This window comes from Nocardioides coralli (assembly GCF_019880385.1).
Classification (GTDB): domain Bacteria; phylum Actinomycetota; class Actinomycetes; order Propionibacteriales; family Nocardioidaceae; genus Nocardioides; species Nocardioides coralli.
The window spans coordinates 1,483,480-1,501,563 of sequence record NZ_CP082273.1 but is presented as its reverse complement, the minus strand read 5'-3'; the positions used below and the strand labels follow the sequence as shown (position 1 = coordinate 1,501,563).

Sequence of the window (18,084 nt, the reverse complement as noted above, 5' to 3'; positions counted from 1 at the left end):
GCGGCGCCCCCTGGGGGCGCCGCCCCCACCCGTGACGGCTCAGCCCTGGTCTGGCTGGAACGACCAGAGGGACGGTACGGCGTTCTGCGCCTGCATCGTCGTGGCGGTCCCCTCCGTGGTGCCGAAGACCTGGTCGGGCCGGAACAGCGGTGCGAACCAGGCCTGCTCGACGAGCCACCGGTTCACTTCCTGGAAGGCCTCCGGCTGCTCCTCCGCGGGAGCCATCTGTGCGGCCTCGATGAGCCGGTCCAGTTCGGGATCCTGCGCACCGAGCATGTTCCACGGAGCCTCGGGCGTCACCCACGTCTGCAGGTCCTGCCAGGCACTGGCGGAGGCCAGCGGGAAGAACGCGACCGGGTAGCGGCCCGAGAGAACTTCCGCGATGGCCTGGTCCGGCGGGATCTGCTTGTACTTGACGGTGATCCCGACCTTGCCCAGCTGGTCGCTGATGATCGGGAACAGGTCGTTCCACGGGCCGTCCCATTGAGGCAGCGTGATCGTGAAGTCACCGACGCCGGCGTCCTCGAGCAGCTGGCGGGCCTTGTCCGGGTCGTAGGAGTACGCGTCGTCGAGCGCCGCGTCGTAGGCCTCGCTGCTGGTGGAGAAGACCTGCGAGGTCGGCGCTCCGTAGCCGCTGAGGATGAACTCGACCATGGCCTCGCGGTCGAAGGCGTGGTTGATCGCCTGTCGGACCCGGGGGTCGGCGAGCTCGGGCACGACCTTGCCCTCCCGGTCAGCGATGATCAGTCCCGCCCAGGCCACAGCAAGGGTGTCGACGGTGACGCCGGCAGACTCTGCCTCCTCTGCGACCGCCGGCGTGAGCAGCGCAGCGTCGATCTGCCCGGTCTTCAGGGCGTTGACCGTCGGCGTGATGTCGCTCATCGGCCGGACCTCGACCGAGTCGTAGGGGTAGAGGTCGGGGTTCCAGTAGTCCTCGTTGCGCGTGTACACGTACTTCGTGGCAGGGGTGCTGGCTTCGGCGTCGAAGACGTAGGGGCCCGAACCCACCGGCTCCTGCGCGATGTCGCCCGAGTCGAGCGCGGCGGGCGAGGCCATCACCCCACCGACCCACGCCAGGTACGAGAGGAGCGCGGGCACCGGCTCGGAGAGTCGCAGCTCGACCTCGGTCTCCGAGTTCACGACCACCTCGTCGATGCCGGCGACCATGAACTGGTTCTGGCCCGTGCCAGCCTTGATGTGCTCGATGTTCGCCTTCACCGCCTCCCCGTCGAACGGCTCGCCGTCGGTGAACGTGACGTCGTCGCGGAGCTGCAGGGTGAGGACGGTCTGGTCCTCGTTGTAGGACCACTCGGTCGCCAGGTTCGGCTCCGGCTCTGCCTCCGGGCTCAGGCGCAGCAGCGTGTCGTAGACCGGCTGCCAGTACTGCACGCGGTTGCCGATCTCGAGGTCGGCCGGGTCGAAGGAGTTGTTGTCGACGCGAGCGCCCACCACCAGCGCGTCACCCTCGTCGCCTCCCCCGTCACCGGCCGCCCCGCCCTGCGACGTGCACCCGGCCGCCGTCAGCGTCGCGACGGCCACGGCCATCGCCACCGCGCGGCGTGTCCTCGTCCCCTTCATCCGTGTCTCCATTCCTCGACTCCAGCTCCATCAGACGTCCGCGAGGCCGGTCGGGCGACCGGTGACGTGACGCTGGGCTGTGCACATTACATGCAACATGTTCCGTTACGATAGGGACATGCGGATCCCACCGGACCCCGCCACGCCGGCGGCGAAGCGACCGAACGTGGTGTGGATCTCCACCCACGACATCAACCCGGACCTCGGGGCCTACCGCGGCGTCTGGCCCGGGGCGGAGTACGCCGACTCGCCCCACCTCGACGACCTGGCCGCCCAGGGTGCGGTCTACTCACACGCCTTCAGCAGCGCCCCCGTCTGCGCCCCCTCCCGGGCCGCCATCATGACCGGGTGCCACCCCTCCGCAGTCGGCACCCTCCCGATGCGCACGAAGGCCGTGCCCCCGCCTGACGTCCGGCTCCTCTCCGAGTACTTCCGTGAGGCCGGCTACTACACGACCTGCACCACCTTCACCGACTTCCAGGTCCAGACGCCGCCAGTTGCCTTCGACGACTGGGGCGACGAGGCGCACTGGCGCAACCGACCCACCCCGGACACGCCCTTCTTCGCCTCCTTCCACAGCAGCATCACCCACGAGTCGCGGCTCTACGTGCCGGACGAGGAGTTCGCCGGCGCCACCGCCGACGTGCCCGAGGAGTTCCGGCACGACCCCGCCGCGGCCCCGCTCCCTCCCTACTACCCCGACACCGAGGCCTTCCGGGAGACCTGGGCCCGCTACGCCGATCTCGTCACCCAGATGGACCACTGGGTCGGGGACCTGCTGCAGCAGCTGGAGGACGACGGGCTGGCCGACGACACCGTCGTGGTGTTCTGGAGCGACCACGGTGTGGGGATGCCACGAGCCAAGCGGTGGCTGCGCGAGGCGGGGCTGCGCGTCCCGCTGATCCTCCGCTGGCCGGGCATGGTGTCCCCGTCCCTCAGGGAGGAGCTCGTGCACACGATGGATCTCGCCGCGACCATGCTCGCCGTCTGCGGCATCCCTGTCCCCCCGTCCATGCACGCCCGCGCCTTCCTCGACGCCGAGGGTCGCCATCTCGAACCCAACGAGGCGGTGTACGGCGCGCGGGCCAGGATCGACGAGCAGGACGATTCCTCGCTCACGGTTCGCGACCGGCGCTACCGCTACGTGCGACATGCCCACCCCGACCGATCGCCGATGCAGCACAGCGAGTACCCCGAACGGTTCGCCACCTGGCGAGAGCTGCGCCGCCTCGCGTTCGAGGACGCCAAGGCGATCGCTCGCGGCGAACCAGCTGTCAACCTGACCGACGAGCAGCGGTCCACGTACCTGGCCGGCCGCTCGGCCGAGGAGCTCTACGACCTCGAGGCCGATCCCCACGAGCTGCACAACCTCGTGGACGATCCCGCCCACGCCGCGGACCTGGAACGGCTCCGGGAGCTGTTGGACCAGTGGCAGTCGAGGTACGCCGATCCCTGGCCGATCCCGGAGGCTGCGCTGCTGGAGCAGTGGCGTCCGGGAGGCGTGCCGCAGACCACGGCCACACCGGTGGTCCTCGAGTCGGACGGGGAGCTCACGGTCACGTGCGAGACCCCGGGTGCGTCCATCGGGTGGACCACGGACCAGCCGGGGACGCCACTCGAGCGCACCGAGGTGGAGGTCCTCATCGGCAGTCCCGAGGACGACGGACGCCGCTGGCACCTCTACACCGGGCCGTTCCGGCCGCCGGCGGTTCCCGTGTCCGTGGCTGCGTGGCGACTAGGGTTCGAGGCGAGCGACGAGGTGCTCTGGGAGCCCCCGAAGGGAGCAGAGCGATGACCGACGCGCAACTCACCCCCGATGCGGTGCCGCACGCCGACAGCCCGCTGGCGCTCCCCGCCCTGCCCCAGCAACGGAGGGTGGCCGACAGCGTCCACGACACGCTCCGGCAGGCCATCATCGGCGGCCAGCTGGCGCCCGGGAGCCGCCTGAGCGTCCCGGTGCTGGCCCAGCAGCTCGAGGTCAGCCGCAGCCCGGTCCGCGAAGCCGTTCAGCGACTGGTCCAGGAGGGCCTGGCCACCGAGGAGCCGCGGCGTGGCGCCGGGGTCGCCGTCCTGGACCCCGACGAGCTCGTCCCTCTCTACGAGATCCGCGAGGTCCTCGAGGGACTGGCGGCGCGGTTGGCCGCCCAGCACGCCACCGACGAGGAGCTCGACCGTCTCGCATCAGCCCACCGTGCCCACGCCGAGGCCCTCGAGCGGGGCGAGGCCTCCCACCACGCCGGCCTGGACATGGCCTTTCACGCCCAGCTTCGGGAGGCGTCGCACAACCCGGAGCTGCACGGGTATCTCGAGCGCGTGCAGGGACGGATCGCGATCGCCATCCTCGGCGGCAACCCCGTGGTGTGGTCGCAACAGGCGATCGTGGAGCACCAGGCCATCCTGGACGCGGTGCTGGCCCGGGACGCTGCCGCGGCCGAGGACGCCGCCCGGTCCCACGTGCAGCGCGTCCGCCACGACATCTCTGCTCTGCAGGCCCGTCAGGGCGGGGCGGAGTGACGGCCGGGCTCTCCCCCGGCCGCGGCAACGAGGAGCTGCTCGACGCGCTGACGCTCGCCGAGAAGGTGTCCCTGCTGACCGGCCAGGACCTCTGGCGGACCCGGCCACTGCCCTCGATCGGCTTGCGGTCGATGGTCTTCTCCGACGGTCCCGTGGGTGTCCGTGGCGAAGCCTGGGACGAGCGCCGTCCGTCCCTGAACCTGCCCTCCCCCACCACGCTGTCCTCGAGCTGGGACCCCGCTCTGGCGTGGCAGTACGGCCGAGTGCTGGCGGACGAGGCGCGCGCCAAGGGGGTCGACGTGGTGCTCGCCCCCACGGTGAACCTCCAGCGGTCACCCCTGGGCGGACGCCACTTCGAGGCGTTCAGCGAGGACCCGGTGCTGACGGGCGAGATCGGGGCCGCCCTCGTCACGGGCCTCCAGGAAGCGGGCGTCGCCGCCTGCGTCAAGCACTACGTCGCCAACGACTACGAGACCGATCGGTTCACCGCCAGCACCGAGGTCAGCGACCGGGCCCTGCGCGAGCTCTACCTGCAGGCATTCGTGGCTCCGGTCGTCTCCGCGCGCGCCTGGTGCGTCATGTCGGCCTACAACGCCGTGAACGGCGTGACCATGTCGGAGAACCCGCTGCTGAGGCACCCCCTGAAGGACGAGTGGGGCTTCGACGGTGTCGTCGTCAGTGACTGGATGGGGGTCCGGACGCTGGCGTCCGCCGCCACCGCCCAGGACCTGGTCATGCCTGGCCCCGACGGTCCGTGGGGTGACGCCCTGGTCGAGGCGGTCCGACGGGGCGAGATCGCGGAGAGCGTGGTGGACGACAAGGTGCGGCGGCTGCTGCTCCTCGCGGCGAGAGTCGGGGCCCTGGCTGGCGCCCCGGAGCAGCGGCCACCTCGCCTCGATCCCGCTGACAAGCGGGAGCTCGCCCGACGTGTCGCGACCGAGGGCACGGTCATGCTGCGCAACCAAGGTGTCCTGCCGCTGGCACGCGAGACACTGCGTCGGGTCGCGGTCATCGGGCACAACGCGACCCAGGCCCGCGCGCAGGGCGGCGGTTCGGCAACGGTCCTGCCCGACCGCGTGGTCGACCCGCTCATGGGTCTGCGGGCCGCCCTCACCGACACGGAGGTGGACCATGCCGTGGGCGCGGTGGTGCAGGAGGGGGTGGCCGCGCTCCCTCTGTCGGAGCTGACGACCCCGGACGGCGTGGAGCACGGCGTCCGGGTCAGCTTCCTCGGTGCCGACGGTCGGCTGTTGCACCGCGAGGTGCGACGGACCACCGACCTCGTCTGGTTCGGCGGTGACGCACCGGTGCGGGAGACGGCTGTCCTCGAGGTCGCCTTCACCTGGACGCCGTCGGAGACCGGGACGGTCGACACCGGCTTCGCGGCCATCGGGCCGGGCACCCTGCACGTGGACGACAGGTGCATCGCGGCGGGCACCGGCACCCTGTCGACCCGCCGGCTGGGGGCGAGCCCGCTGGCTCCGCCGTCGCTGACCGGACGGCTCGCGGTCGTGGCCGGCTCACCGCACCGGGTCGTCGCGCGGCTGGAGATCACCGCGGACTCGCTGGGGGCCGCGGGGTTGCTCTCCATCCGGGTCGGCGTCGCGCCGGACACCGCGTCGGGCCAGGTCCAGCTGGAGACGGCCGTCGCCTCGGCTGCCGCGGCGGACGTCGCGGTGGTGGTCGTCGGCACCAGCCCGGACGTGGAGTCCGAGGGGTTCGACCGCACCACGTTGCAGCTGCCCGGTCGTCAAGACGAGCTGGTCCGCGCCGTGGCCGCCACGGGCACGCCGACCGTGGTCGTCGTCAACGCCGGCGCCCCCGTGCTGCTGCCGTGGCGGGACGAGGTCGACGCCATCCTGGTGTCCTGGTTCGGCGGGCAGGAGATGGGGAACGCGTTGGCCGACGTGCTGCTCGGCGAGCAGGAACCCGGCGGTCGACTGCCCATGACCTGGCCCGACGAGGAGACCCCACCCGTCGTCGACGTCACACCGATCGACGGCCGGTTGGAGTACTCCGAGGAGATCCACGTCGGCCACCGGGCGTGGCTCCATTGCGGCCGCGAGCCGGCGTACCCCTTCGGGCACGGGCTCGGCTACACGACCTGGCGCCTGGACGACCTCGCGGTGCATGCGCCTGACGATGCTGGCGACGGCCAGGTCTCCGTGACCGTGCACAACAACGGAAGCCGGTTCGGCAAGCAGGTGGTCCAGGTCTATCTCTCACGGCCGGAGAGCGGCGTCGAGAGACCGACGCGCTGGTTCGCCCACCACGCCGTCGTCCGCCTCGCCCCAGGTGAGGAGCGGCGCGTCACCGTGCCGCTGCCCCGGCAGGCGTTCCGGCACTGGGCGTCGGGAGCCTGGGTCGTCGAGCCCGGCGTGTTCACTGTGCTGGTGGGCACGTCGGTCGCCGACCTGCCGCTGCGAGCGAACGTCGCGATCGACCGGATGGAGGCCACCTGATGCCCGGGCCTCGACGCTGGCCGACCTCGGTCTACGGGACCGGCGCGGAACCCGACTACCGCTTCAGCTTCGCGAACGAGCGGACCTTCCTGGCCTGGATCCGCACGTCGCTGGCGCTGGTGGCCGCCGGTGTAGCCCTCGACGCTGTGGAGGTGTCGTTCCCCGGTGTCGTCGAGGACGCGCTGGCTGCCTTCCTCGTCGTGCTCGGGCTTCTTGCTGCGGTCAGCGCCTGGGTCAGGTGGGCACGGGCCGAACGCGCCATCAGGCGCGCGGAGCCGCTCCCGGCGCAGGACTTCGCTCCCGTGCTCGCCGTCGGGATCGTGCTCGCGAGTGCCGTGGTCCTCGTCCTGATGGCGTGACGAGCAGTGCCGCACAACGGGCTGCAGAACGAACGCACCGCCCTGGCGTGGCAGCGCACCGCGCTGGCGCTGTTGGTGGCGGCCGCGGTCACGGCCCGGTTGACCTACGACCGGCTGGGACCTGCCGCTGTCATCGTCTCGGCCGCGGGCGTGACGGCGTGCTGCTGGGTCTTCTGGCACGGACGGGCGCGGTACCGGCAGCGGAACGCTCCCGGCACGGACAGCCCGCTCCGAGGCGGCCGCTCCGCGCTCGCGCTGACCGTAGCGGTCGTCGCCGTCGCCTGCCTGGAGCTGCTCGGCCTGGCCGACCCGTGGTGAGCCGGCCCTGCTGATCAGCGGTCGCAGCCGCCGTTCTTGTCCGGGCGGGAGAGTGGACGCGAGAGGTCCGGGGTTCCCTTGTAGGCATAGGGGTCCTCGCCGGCTACGAGCACGACGTCACGGAAGTCGTGCTTGCCGACGTGGACGCCTTCCGGAAGGTCCCGCCACGGGAGCAACGACTCGGCGCTCATGTAGTGGTTGGCCAGGGCACGCCGGTAGCCGTGCTTCCCGGAGTTCTCCAGTGACCGGTGGAGCAGGTAGCCGTTGAAGATGACGGCCGCTCCCGCGGGCACCTCCACGGGCACGGCATCCTCATCTCGGTAAGGGAAGTCGTAGGCCTCGATGGAGCAGTCGAACCGATCGTCGTCCTGCTCCCGGTCGGGGTAGAGGATCCCCCGACGGTGAGAGCCGGGGAGGACCCAGAGGCACCCGTTCTCCACGGTCGCGTCGTCGAGCGCGATCCAGGCCGCCGTGAGGGATCTGTCGCGCGTGGGGATGAAGTACTCGTCCTGGTGCCACGGTTGTCCGGGCTTGCCCTCGGACTTGATGAAGAGCATCGACTGCATCGCCTTGACGTTGGGTCCGATGACCCGGGTGAGCACGTCCACGACCCGGGGGGCCATGAGGGCACGGAGGGCCACGTCCGACACCTTGTGGGGATAGTGGATGCACAGGAAGCGCCGCATGAGCTCGTCGGCCGACTCCCCAGGTCGTGGGGCAGGGCCTCCGGCGATCTCGGCGAGCTCTCCGCTGCAGAGCCGCACCGCCTCCTCCCGGAGGGAGGACACCTCCGCGGGCGAGATGGCGTCGAGCAGCACCCCGTAGCCGTCCTCGCGGATCTGGGCGATCAGCTCGTCGGTGACCTCGTGGTGCAGGACCGGCCGGCGCGTGAGACTGGGCGTGGTCACGGAAGCTCCTTGTCTGTTCATGACACCTGGACTCCTGAGTCTCCAGCCGATACGGGAATGGAACAATGTCGTTCCACGTCGCCGTATTGTCTGATCATGACATCTCTCGACTGGGGCGTGCGCCCACGAGGGTTGGCCCAGGTGGCTCACTACCCGCCGGGTTCCAGCTACGGCCCTCGGCCGTTGCGGGACTTCGAGCTCGTGTGGGTCCTGCGGGGGTCGGCCCGGTGGACCGTGACCGACTCCCACGGCGGGGCTCGAGAGCTCGACCTGCGACCGGGCTCGCTGGCACTCGCCCGTCCGGGAATGGTGGACGTCTACCGCTGGGACGACCTGCGACCATCCGCTCACGCCTTCGTGCACTTCGAGGTCGACCACGCGACCGCCGCTGATCCCGAGACGTGGCCGCTGACGCGGCCATTCGCTGGCCACGCCCCGTTGGAGGCGCTGTGCCGGTACCTCCTCGACCTTGCCTCGATCGGCGCTGCGCAGCGGACCCGGAGCGATCAGATCGTCGAGCTGGTGCTCGACCTCTTCGTCTCCGGCCCCCTCCCCCGCGCCCTGTCACCGGTGCGTGTCTCCCCGGTCGTCGTCCCGGCCCTCCGCCATGTCCGCAGCGTGTGGGAGGCCGAGGGGGTTCGAGCTGTCAGCGTCGCTGAGCTGGCCCACGCGGCCAGCACCTCGTCCGGACACTTCTCACGATCGTTCAGCCAGACGTTCGGATGTGGGCCGGTCTCAGCACTCGAGCTGGTCCGGCTGGGCCGTGCCGCCATGGCGCTCCAGCGCAGCAACCTCTCCATCGCCGAGATCGCGCGACTCCACGGGTTCGCGGACCCGTATCACTTCTCGAAGCGGTTCGCGTCGGTCTACCTCTCGCCTCCCGGCCGCTTCCGACGGCGCGAGGACGGTGACGACGGCACCCTGGCGCCCTTGGCCGACAGGGGTCTCATCGGCCTCTGGGGGATGTTGGTGGGCGACCGCGAGCCCTAGCCGGACGACGAGGGCGAGCTCGTGGGGCTCCCAGAGGGCTCGGGGGACCGCGACGGGCTCGTCGACGCGGACGGGCTCGGAGAGCTGCGGGTGCTGCTCGACCCCGAGGGCTCGCCCGACGGCTCCGAGGAGGTCGTCCCACTCTCGGACGGCTCGGCCGACGGCTCCTGCGAAGGGCTGCTGCCACCGGTGCTCGACTCCCCCTCGGAGGGCACGGTCCCCGGCTGGTCGGCCTCGATGATGTCGAGGATCTGCTGCTCGAACTCGTCGAGCTGCGCCGCCACCTCGTCCAACGGGATCGAGGTGATGTCCTGTCCGAACTGAGCGATCTGGGCCCAGACGTCGTCGAGCTGCTGCATCGCCTCCTCCGACAGCGGACCGTCGAGGGTGACGATCAGCTGCTGGGCCAGCGCGTAGGTCAGGCAGTTGACGCAGTCGTAGTTGACGGCGGCCGCGATGTTCTGGGGTGCGATGACGTCGGAGTCGTCGAGCACCAGCACCACCTGGAAGGCGACCGCGACCGAGGCGCACGTCTCGCAGCTGGCGAACGCGTAGGCCTCGTTGGCGTTGAGGGCGGCGTCGCCGTCCTCGACCCACACCAGGGCGAGGGCGACGTCGTACTCGACGGTGCCGTCCTCGGTCGCCACCGCCAGGGCCTGGTTGTCTCCCGGCTCGGGTGCGAGTGGCTGGTCGAAGGGGAAGATCCACGCGTCCGGCGAGACGCCGGAACCACCCGATCCGTCGGTCGATGAGGTTCCGTCCGGATCCCGCGGCTGCAGGACCACCGCGAGCTGGGGCTCCGCCTCGGTCGGGAGGTCCTGGCGGGTGTCCCACACCGCCTGGACGTTGCCGCGCTCACCGGACTGCCAGGCGCCGGGTGCCGGCCGTGCCAGCGCGGAGACGGGCTGGACGAGGTCGGTGATGGTGCCCCGCTCGCCGGGCTCGATGGGGCGGTAGGTGTCGGTCCGTGGCCACCACGCCCACACCAGCAGCGCCAGCAGCGCCAGGGCCGTGATCACCGCGACGGTACGCCGCAGCGGGCGCTCCGCGGTGGCGCGCCAGGTCGCGAGTGAGATCTGTCGCCCCAACCGGGCCAGCATGTAGACGACCGCGGCCACGGGCAGCGTGATGGCCACCATCGTCAGCACGCGCGCCGAGAGCTGGAGCAGGTCGCCGGCATCGGCGGCCTGGGCGAGCAGGTCCTGCTCCTCCCCCAGCCGGGCCCAGGCGGTGCCGAGGATCCGGGGAAGGGTGAGCACGATCCCGGTCAGCGCCAGCAGCAGCAGGGGCACCACCAGCAACACCCACGTCGTGACCACGATGCGTGCCCAGGGCTTGAGCAACCGGGCCTCCGGGTCACCCCACCGCCACGGGAGGGCACCCAGCAGCGTCGGCTTGATCCGGGAGAACAGGTCGGGGACGCCGGTGACGTCGGCCAGCACGTGATAGCCGTCGAAGCGCACGATCGGCGTGAGCTGCTGGACCATCTGCAGCAGCTGTGTCGCGACGATGAGCAGCAGCGCGTCGAACCCGGTGGCCCACCACACCCCGGTGATGGCCACCGCCACGATCGCGTTGAAGTAGAGGCCGCCGAGGTCGGTGCGCACTCGGCCGCCGCGGCCAAGACGGTAGGAGTCGGTGACGTCGGTGTAGAAGGCCGGCCACACCAGGTAGAACCCGGCCCCCATGACACCGGGGGTGGCACCGCCGTAGCGGGCGGCCGCCGCGTGGCCGAACTCGTGGAACCCGGCCGAGAGGATGGTGACGGCGAAGACGAGCATCAGCAGGCCCGGCCGCTGGAAGGCGTCGTACGCCGCGCCGGCCAGGCCCCGTTCGAAGAGGACCCACCAGACGACCACCGCGAAGGCCGCGAGCAGTGGCAGGGCCACCAGTGGGTGGAACAGCCGGGCGAAGGGCGCGGTGAGCCGACGGGTGCGGTCGGGGTCGGTGACCGCGCAGCGCAGTCGGAGGCCGAGCAGCGGGTTCGACCGCTTCAGCTCGGGCTGGGTGCCGTCGGGGCGGGTCAGGAGCCCCAGGGGCCGCAGCTGCTCGTCCACCAGGGTGCGCACGTTGTCGGCGCTCACGCGACGCCCGGTGGCCTCGGAGACGGCCGCGGCGATCTCCGTGGCGTCCCGCCGCCCGTCGACCGCGGACAGCACGGCGTAGAGCAGCGGGGTGAGCTGGACGGTCTGGCCGTCCGAGCGGCGCGCCAGCCATGGCGGGGTCCGGTAGCCGGACCCCGCCATCTCCCCGATGAGCTGGATGCCCTCGGCGCGCTGCAGCACGCCGTCACCGGTGGTGGTGGCAGCGGGCATGGCTGGATCGCCCGGCACGGGGCGGTCCTGGGTGTCGGTCACGGTGATCTACCGCTCCCGACTACTGCTGGATGTCGGACTGCTGGTTGGCCTCGGCGGTCGCGTCACCCTCGATGTTCTGCTCGATGATGGCGTCCTGCTGTGCCACGGCCACCGCGTCGCTGCCGATCGAGCCGATGTTGGCGGCAACGCCGGCGTTGATGGGAGCGGCGACGTTGGCGTTGGCGCCCACCGCACCGTTGATCGGCGCCGCGATGTCGGCGTCGGCGGCCAGGTCGACGTTGACGTTGAGCAGGTTGCCGTCGAGGGCACCGGTGTCGATGTTGCCGGCAGCGCCACCCACGGCGTCGCCCACAGCCCCACCGGCGTCGCCCGCCGCACCGCCCACGGCGTCGCCGACCGCTCCTCCGGCACCGCCGGTCGCGCCACCGACCGCATCGCCGACAGCACCACCGGCACCGCCGGTCGCGCCACCGACCGCGTCGCCCACGGCGCCACCGGTGCCGCCGTCGGGCCCGGGCTCGACCGTCGGCTCACCGCCGACCGGGGGTGCCGCCGAGGCTGCAGCCGGGGCAGCCGCCGTCGCGGGCTGCTCGCCACCCACGGTGTCGTTGCTCTGGTCGAGGTTGCTGTCCTGGTCGGCGGCCGCGGAGGCGTCGCCGACGATGTTCTGCGACACCATGGCGCCCTGGTCGCCCAGCGCCTGGGCCGTGGAGTCGGCCGAGAGCACGTTGGCCGAGGCGGCTGCGTTGATCGGCGCGGCGACGTTGGCGTTGGCCGCCACCGCCAGGTCGATCGGCGCCGCGGCGTCGATGGCGAGGTCGAGGTCGGCGTTGAGGTCAAGGATCGACACGACCTCCTTGTCGGGCAGCGCGGTCGCGCCCTCTGCCTCGAGCTCCTCGGGTGTCAGACCGTCCTGCTCGTTCATGGAGACCTCCTGGTCGGGAACGCGGCGGAGGGACCCGCCTCACCTGATATGCCCGACCCCGCACCCCCCAAACCCACCCCTAAGGGTGAGGCCGCGCCAGGCGGGGTCTCGCTCCGGAGCGTCTTAGCGGGCTCAGGCGTCGTCGGCCGCGAAGTCCTCGTCGTGGGTGCCGGGGCGAGGTGCCCACGGCAGCTCCCTGGCGGGCCGGACGACGATGAGCCGGTCGCCGCGGGAGAGCTGGGTGACCACCGGGTCGAAGTAGCGGTAGACCTTCTCGTCGCGCACGACGGCGATCACCTGGTCGGGCAGCGTCTGCGGCGGCTGGCCGACCTCGGAGACCAGGAGCTCGCGCTCGGCGACCTCGAGCCCCTCCCCGTAGGTGAGCAGGTCCTCCATGACCGAGCCCAGCGTGGGCGAGAGCGAGGAGAGCCCGAGCAGCCGGCCCACCGCGTCGGAGGAGGTGATGACCGAGTCGGCGCCCGACTGCTTCATCAGGGGCGCGTTCTCGTGCTCGCGGACGGAGGAGACGATCCAAGCGTCGGGGTTCAGCTGCCGCACCGTGAGCGTCGCCAGCACGTTGGAGTCGTCGCGGTCGGTGGTGATGATGACCTGGTCCGCCCGGGCGACACCGGCCCGGCGGAGCACGTCGCGCCGAGTCGCGTCGCCGGTCACGACGGCCAGCCCGTCGGCGTGCGCGTCCTCGAGGGCGATGGAGCCGGTGTCGACGACGACGATCTGCTCCTTGTCCTGCCCGTTGCTGACGAGCGTCTCGACGGCGCTGCGGCCCTTGGTGCCGTAGCCGACGACGACGACGTGGTTCCCCATCTTCTTCCTCCAGCGGGCGACACGGAGCATCTCGCGGCCCTGCGAGGCGAGCACCTCGAGGGTGGTGCCGATCAGCAGCACCAGGAACGCGATGCGGGCCGGCGTGATGATGAATGCGTTGACGAGCCTGGCCTCGACCGACACCGGTGCGATGTCGCCGTAGCCGGTGGTGCTGAGCGTGACCGTCGTGTAGTAGATCGCGTCGACGAAGGAGACCTGACGCGTGGGGTCGTTGTTGTCGACGTAGCCGTGGCGGTCGAAGTAGACCAGCAGGACCGTGCCGACGAGGATCGAGACGGCCATGAGCACCCGGCGCCCGAGCTCCCACCAGGGAGACCGGATCCGCTCCGGCAGCGACACGTTGCCGAAGGCGTTGGCGTCGCCCTTGTCGAGCAGATCGTCGGCCACGGGGCGAATCTAGTCGCTCACCCGCGCGCCGGGCGTCATCCGCTCCCGCAGGCGTTGCACGAGCTCCAGACGGGCACTGGCCGTGGAGCTCTGCGGGAACACCGAGTCGAAGGCAGCGTTGACGGCCGCCCCGATCAGTACCGCCACCGACAGCAGGTAGAGCCACAGCAGGACCGCGATCGGCGCCGCCAGCGGGCCGAAGATCGAGCGGGAGTCGGCGGCGGTGACCGTCAGCACCCAGCGCAGCAGGAAGGACCCGATGATCCACGCCACCAGCGCGAAGGTGGCGCCGGGCAGGTTGAAGCTCCACTTGGTCCGGACCGGGACCGACACGTGGTAGAGCGTCGCCAGGAAGCAGATGGACAGCACGATCACGGCCGGCCAGTAGAAGGTCATGACGAAGGCCAGTCGGTCCGGGATCACGTCACCGACGAGCGATGGTCCGGCGACGACGAGGGGCAGCGTGAAGACGCCGGTCACGATGGCCAGGATGTAGAGGAAGAACGACATGGCCCGGGTCTTCACGATCCCCCGGTGCCCGCCGAGCCCGTGCATGATCGTGATGGTGTCCACGAAGACGTTGAGCGCCCGCGAGCCCGACCACAGCGACAGGATGAACCCCACCGAGATCACGTCGAACCGGCCGCCGTCGAGGACGTCGTTGATGGTCGGCTCGATGACCCGGCGTACGGCGGTGTCGGTGAGTCCCTGGGCCGAGAAGTCGATGACCGCCTGCTTGACCTGGGCGACGTCGGCCGGGGCGAACTGGTCGGAGACGTAGCCGATCGCGCCGGCCAGCGCGAAGATCAGCGGCGGGACCGAGAGGATGGCGAAGAAGGCCGCCTCGGCCGCGAGCCCGCTGACGCGGTACTTGATGCAGGATCCGACCGTCGTGACGACCAGTCGCCACAGGACCTCCCGCATGCGCCTACGGTACTGACATGACACCCCGGAATCCGGCAGGTGACCTGCGCGCCAGCACGAACCAGGCGCCGCCGCTGGTGGGCCACAACGTGGTCACCTCCGATCCCGCACTGGTGGAGGCGGTCCTCCGGCACGCCGCGCCGGAGGTGGTCGACGACCTCACCGGGATCGGTGAGCTGGCCGGCTCGGCCGAGGCGCGCGAGCACGGGATGCTGGCCAACCAGCACCCGCCCCGGCTGCTCCCCTACGACCGCTACGGCAACCGGATCGACGAGGTGGAGTTCCACCCGTCGTGGCACTGGCTGCTGGAGCGGGCGATCGGCCACGGTCTCGCCGCTGCGCCGTGGGAGTCGGACTCGCCGTACGCACACGTGCGTCGGGCAGCCGGCTTCATGGCGTGGTCGCACACCGAGCCCGGCCACGGCTGCCCCGTCTCCATGACGTACGCCGCCGTGCCGGCGCTCCGCGCCGACGACGCGCTCGCCAAGGAGTGGACGCCGCTGCTGGCCTCCACCAGCTACGACCCGGGACTGCGGCCGACGACCGAGAAGCGCGGCGCCCTCGCGGGCATGGGGATGACCGAGAAGCAGGGCGGCTCCGACGTGCGAGCCAACCTCACCCGTGCCGTGCCCACCGGGAACGACGGCGAGTACACGCTGCACGGCCACAAGTGGTTCACCTCGGCCCCGATGAACGACGTCTTCCTGGTGCTGGCGCAGGCCGAGGGTGGTCTCACCTGCTTCGTGGTCCCGCGGGTGCTGCCCGACGGCAGCCGCAACCGGCTCGACGTCGTCCGCCTCAAGGACAAGCTGGGCAACCGCTCGAACGCCTCCAGCGAGCTCGAGCTCGACGGAACCCTCGGGGTCCGGCTCGGCGACGAGGGCCGCGGGGTCCGCACCATCATCGAGATGGTGGCCGCGACCCGCCTCGACTGCGTCCTCGGCTCCACCTCGCTGATGCGCCGGGCGCTCAACGAGGCGGCCTGGCACGCATCGCACCGGTCGGCCTTCGGCTCGCTGCTCGCCGAGAAGCCGCTGATGCAGAACGTGCTGGCCGACCTGGCCGTCGAGGCCGAGGCGGCGACCGTGGTCGCGGTGCGGCTCGCAGCAGCCGTCGACCGAGCCGACGACCCGCACGAGGCCGCGCTGCGGCGCATCGGGCTGCCGCTCGCCAAGTACTGGGTGTGCAAGCGGACCCCCGGCATGGTGGCCGAGGCGCTGGAGTGCCTGGGCGGCAACGGCTACGTCGAGGAGTCGGGGATGCCGCTGCTCTACCGCGAGGCCCCGCTCAACTCGGTGTGGGAGGGGTCGGGCAACGTCAACGCGCTCGACGTGCTCCGCGCCCTGACCCGGGAGCCGGAGGTCCTCGCGGCCTGGGTGACCGAGGTCGGCCACGCCCGCGGTGGCGACCGGCGGCTGGACCGGGCCGTGGACGACACGCTCGCCCTGCTCGGTGACGCGGCCGGGCTCGAGGCGTCGGCGCGGCGGCTGGCCGGCCGGATGGCGGCGTGCCTGCAGGGCTCGCTGCTGGTGCGGCACGCGCCGACCGAGGTCGCCGACGCCTTCTGCGGCTCACGCCTCGGTGGTCACGACGGCACCTACGGGGCACTGGCCGCCGGTGACCTGGCGGCGCTGGTGGAGCGGGCGACGCCGACCGCGTGAGGCGCACACTCCCGGCGCATCCTCGACACCGTGGGCAGTGGAGGACGCCGCCGGGAGGGCGCGACCCGACAGGGGTGCCGCCGACTGAGGGACGGGTGCCCGCGGGGACATGCGAGCGCCCAGCCGACAGCTGCCGGGCTAGGTCAAATTCTACGCCGCGAGCGGCGGTTTCCCACGCCCGCTGTGGCGCGTAGCGGGATGGCTCAGGCCAGCTCGAGCCCGGGGTAGAGCGGGTGCTTCTCGAGCAGCTCGGCAGAGCCGTCCTTGACGCGCTGTGCGACACCGTCGGCGAGCACGTAGGACGCCTTCGACGGACCGCCGGCCTTGGTGGTGCCGGGCTGGGTGTTGGACAGCACCTCGACGATCAGCTCCGCCACCCGGTCGAACTCGGCGTGCCCGAAGCCCCGGGTCGTCAGCGCCGGCGTACCGAGCCGGATGCCGGAGGTGTACCAGGCGCCGTTCGGGTCGGCCGGCACGGAGTTGCGGTTGGTGACGACGCCGGCCTCGAGGAGTGCCGACTCGGCCTGCCGGCCGGTGAGCCCGAAGGAGGAGACGTCCAGCAGCACCAGGTGGTTGTCCGTACCGCCGGTCACCAGCGTCGCGTCCCGGGACAGGAAGCCCTCGGCCAGCGACTTGGCGTTGTCGGCGATGGACTGCGCGTAGTCCTGGAACGACGGGGTGCGAGCCTCGGCGAACGCCACCGCCTTGGCCGCCATCACGTGGGACAGCGGGCCCCCGAGCACCATCGGGCAGCCGCGGTCGACGTCACCGGCGAACTCCTCCTGCGCGAGGACGAACCCGCCACGGGGCCCGCGGAGCGACTTGTGGGTGGTGGAGGTGACGACGTGGGCGTGCGGCACCGGGTCCTCGTCGCCCGTGAACACCTTGCCCGCGACCAGCCCGGAGAAGTGGGCCATGTCGACCATGAGCGTGGCGCCGACCTCGTCGGCGATCTCGCGGACCTTGGCGAAGTTCACGCGCCGGGGGTACGCCGAGTAGCCGGCCACGAGGATCAGCGGCCGGAACTCGCGTGCCCTGGCCGCGAGGGCGTCGTAGTCGAGGAGCCCGGTCTCCGGGTCGGTGCCGTACTGCTGCTGGTGGAACATCTTGCCGCTGATGTTGGGCCGGAAGCCGTGGGTAAGGTGGCCACCCGCGTCGAGGCTCATGCCGAGCAGCCGCTGGTTGCCGAGCTCCTGGCGCAGCGACTCCCAGTCGGCGTCGGAGAGCTCGTTGACGTTCTTGGCTCCCAGCTTCTCCAGCCCCGGCGACTCGACCCGGTGGGCCAGGATCGACCAGTAGGCCACGAGGTTGGCGTCGATCCCCGAGTGGGGCTGCACGTAGGCGTAGGGCGCCCCGAACAGCTCGCGGGCGTGCTCGGCCGCGACGCTCTCGACCGTGTCGACGTTCTGGCAGCCGGCGTAGAAGCGGTGGCCGACGGTGCCCTCGGCGTACTTGTCGCTGAGCCAGGTGCCCATGGTGAGCAGCACCGTCGGGGAGGCGTAGTTCTCGCTCGCGATCAGCTTGAGCGAGGCGCGCTGGTCCTCCAGCTCCTGGCGGGTCGCCGCGGCGATCCGCGGCTCCACCGAGCCGATCACGTCGAGGATCTGCGAGTAGGCGGTGCTGATGGCGGCGTCGGTCATGCCGGCCAGCCTAGTGGTGTGACCCCGAACGCACCCGAGGGGTTTTCCTCCGCGTGCCGCGACGGCTCAGTCTCATTCTACGGACCGTCGTCTCGCCATACGGAACCGCTGGTTGTGGCAACCCCGTCCGACTCCTGAGACTTCTCGCCATGATCACTGCTGCGACCCATGCGCACCTCGTGGCCCGACGCCACGTGGACCTCGGGCGCACCCGCAGCATGATGTGTTGGCCTCGCTGAACCGCCGCCCCCGAA

14 protein-coding genes are annotated in these 18,084 nt (G+C 71.4%); 7 read left to right on the top strand and 7 right to left on the bottom strand.

The genetic code is table 11. From position 1 onward, the window contains the following. Positions 1-39: 39 nt before the first annotated feature. Positions 40-1,590 (bottom strand): ABC transporter substrate-binding protein, encoded by a 1,551-nt coding sequence (locus K6T13_RS07305; RefSeq protein ID WP_222897836.1) that lies wholly within the window; start codon positions 1,588-1,590, stop codon positions 40-42. A gap of 106 nt (positions 1,591-1,696) precedes the next feature. Here K6T13_RS07305 and K6T13_RS07300 point away from each other — a divergent pair, with 106 nt between their 5' ends. Genes K6T13_RS07300 through K6T13_RS07280 form a run of 5 tightly spaced genes read left to right on the top strand, consistent with a single transcriptional unit; the run spans position 1,697 to position 7,231 of the window. Continuing rightward, positions 1,697-3,373, top strand: coding sequence for a sulfatase family protein (locus K6T13_RS07300; RefSeq protein ID WP_222897835.1), 1,677 nt, complete (start codon positions 1,697-1,699; stop codon positions 3,371-3,373). Beyond that, complete coding sequence (locus K6T13_RS07295) at positions 3,370-4,092, top strand: GntR family transcriptional regulator (protein WP_222897834.1); 723 nt, start codon at positions 3,370-3,372, stop codon at positions 4,090-4,092. Before K6T13_RS07300 ends, K6T13_RS07295 begins: the two co-directional genes overlap by 4 nt. Then, positions 4,089-6,554 carry a beta-glucosidase gene (locus K6T13_RS07290; protein ID WP_249423984.1) on the top strand — a complete coding sequence of 822 codons (2,466 nt, stop codon included), beginning with the start codon at positions 4,089-4,091 and terminating at the stop codon, positions 6,552-6,554. Before K6T13_RS07295 ends, K6T13_RS07290 begins: the two co-directional genes overlap by 4 nt. Continuing rightward, entirely contained in the window at positions 6,554-6,913 is a 360-nt protein-coding gene (locus K6T13_RS07285) for a YidH family protein (protein ID WP_222897833.1), read from the top strand. Before K6T13_RS07290 ends, K6T13_RS07285 begins: the two co-directional genes overlap by 1 nt. 6 nt (positions 6,914-6,919) lie before the next feature. Next, complete coding sequence (locus K6T13_RS07280) at positions 6,920-7,231, top strand: DUF202 domain-containing protein (RefSeq protein WP_222897832.1); 312 nt, start codon at positions 6,920-6,922, stop codon at positions 7,229-7,231. Between the two features lie 14 nt (positions 7,232-7,245). Here the strand turns inward: K6T13_RS07280 and K6T13_RS07275 are convergent, their stop codons facing one another. Beyond that, positions 7,246-8,139, bottom strand: a complete 894-nt coding sequence (locus tag K6T13_RS07275; RefSeq protein ID WP_249423983.1) for a phytanoyl-CoA dioxygenase family protein — start codon at positions 8,137-8,139, stop codon at positions 7,246-7,248. 96 nt (positions 8,140-8,235) lie between these two features. Here K6T13_RS07275 and K6T13_RS07270 point away from each other — a divergent pair, with 96 nt between their 5' ends. Beyond that, the gene (locus tag K6T13_RS07270; RefSeq protein ID WP_222897830.1) at positions 8,236-9,129 is read left to right on the top strand and encodes a helix-turn-helix transcriptional regulator; all 894 of its coding nucleotides are present in this window, start codon (positions 8,236-8,238) and stop codon (positions 9,127-9,129) included. On the opposite strand, the gene K6T13_RS07265 is transcribed toward K6T13_RS07270, so the two are convergent. From K6T13_RS07265 to K6T13_RS07250, 4 genes are all read right to left on the bottom strand, one after another. Beyond that, complete coding sequence (locus K6T13_RS07265; protein WP_222897829.1) at positions 9,126-11,444, bottom strand: zinc metalloprotease; 2,319 nt, start codon at positions 11,442-11,444, stop codon at positions 9,126-9,128. The two genes, K6T13_RS07270 and K6T13_RS07265, sit on opposite strands and share 4 nt — an antisense overlap. A gap of 61 nt (positions 11,445-11,505) precedes the next feature. Beyond that, entirely contained in the window at positions 11,506-12,372 is an 867-nt protein-coding gene (locus tag K6T13_RS07260) for a hypothetical protein (protein ID WP_222897828.1), read from the bottom strand. Between the two features lie 132 nt (positions 12,373-12,504). Next, positions 12,505-13,500: a potassium channel family protein gene (locus tag K6T13_RS07255; protein WP_222898190.1), complete on the bottom strand. Its 996-nt coding sequence runs from the start codon at positions 13,498-13,500 to the stop codon at positions 12,505-12,507. Positions 13,501-13,614: 114 nt separating this feature from the next. Then, the gene (locus tag K6T13_RS07250) at positions 13,615-14,529 is read right to left on the bottom strand and encodes a YihY/virulence factor BrkB family protein (RefSeq protein WP_222897827.1); all 915 of its coding nucleotides are present in this window, start codon (positions 14,527-14,529) and stop codon (positions 13,615-13,617) included. A gap of 17 nt (positions 14,530-14,546) precedes the next feature. On the opposite strand from K6T13_RS07250, the gene K6T13_RS07245 reads away from it, so the two are divergent. Then, positions 14,547-16,190, top strand: a complete 1,644-nt coding sequence (locus tag K6T13_RS07245; protein ID WP_222897826.1) for an acyl-CoA dehydrogenase family protein — start codon at positions 14,547-14,549, stop codon at positions 16,188-16,190. 203 nt (positions 16,191-16,393) lie between these two features. On the opposite strand, the gene K6T13_RS07240 is transcribed toward K6T13_RS07245, so the two are convergent. After that, the gene (locus K6T13_RS07240) at positions 16,394-17,830 is read right to left on the bottom strand and encodes a glycine hydroxymethyltransferase (RefSeq protein ID WP_222897825.1); all 1,437 of its coding nucleotides are present in this window, start codon (positions 17,828-17,830) and stop codon (positions 16,394-16,396) included. Between the last annotated feature and the right edge of the window lie 254 nt (positions 17,831-18,084).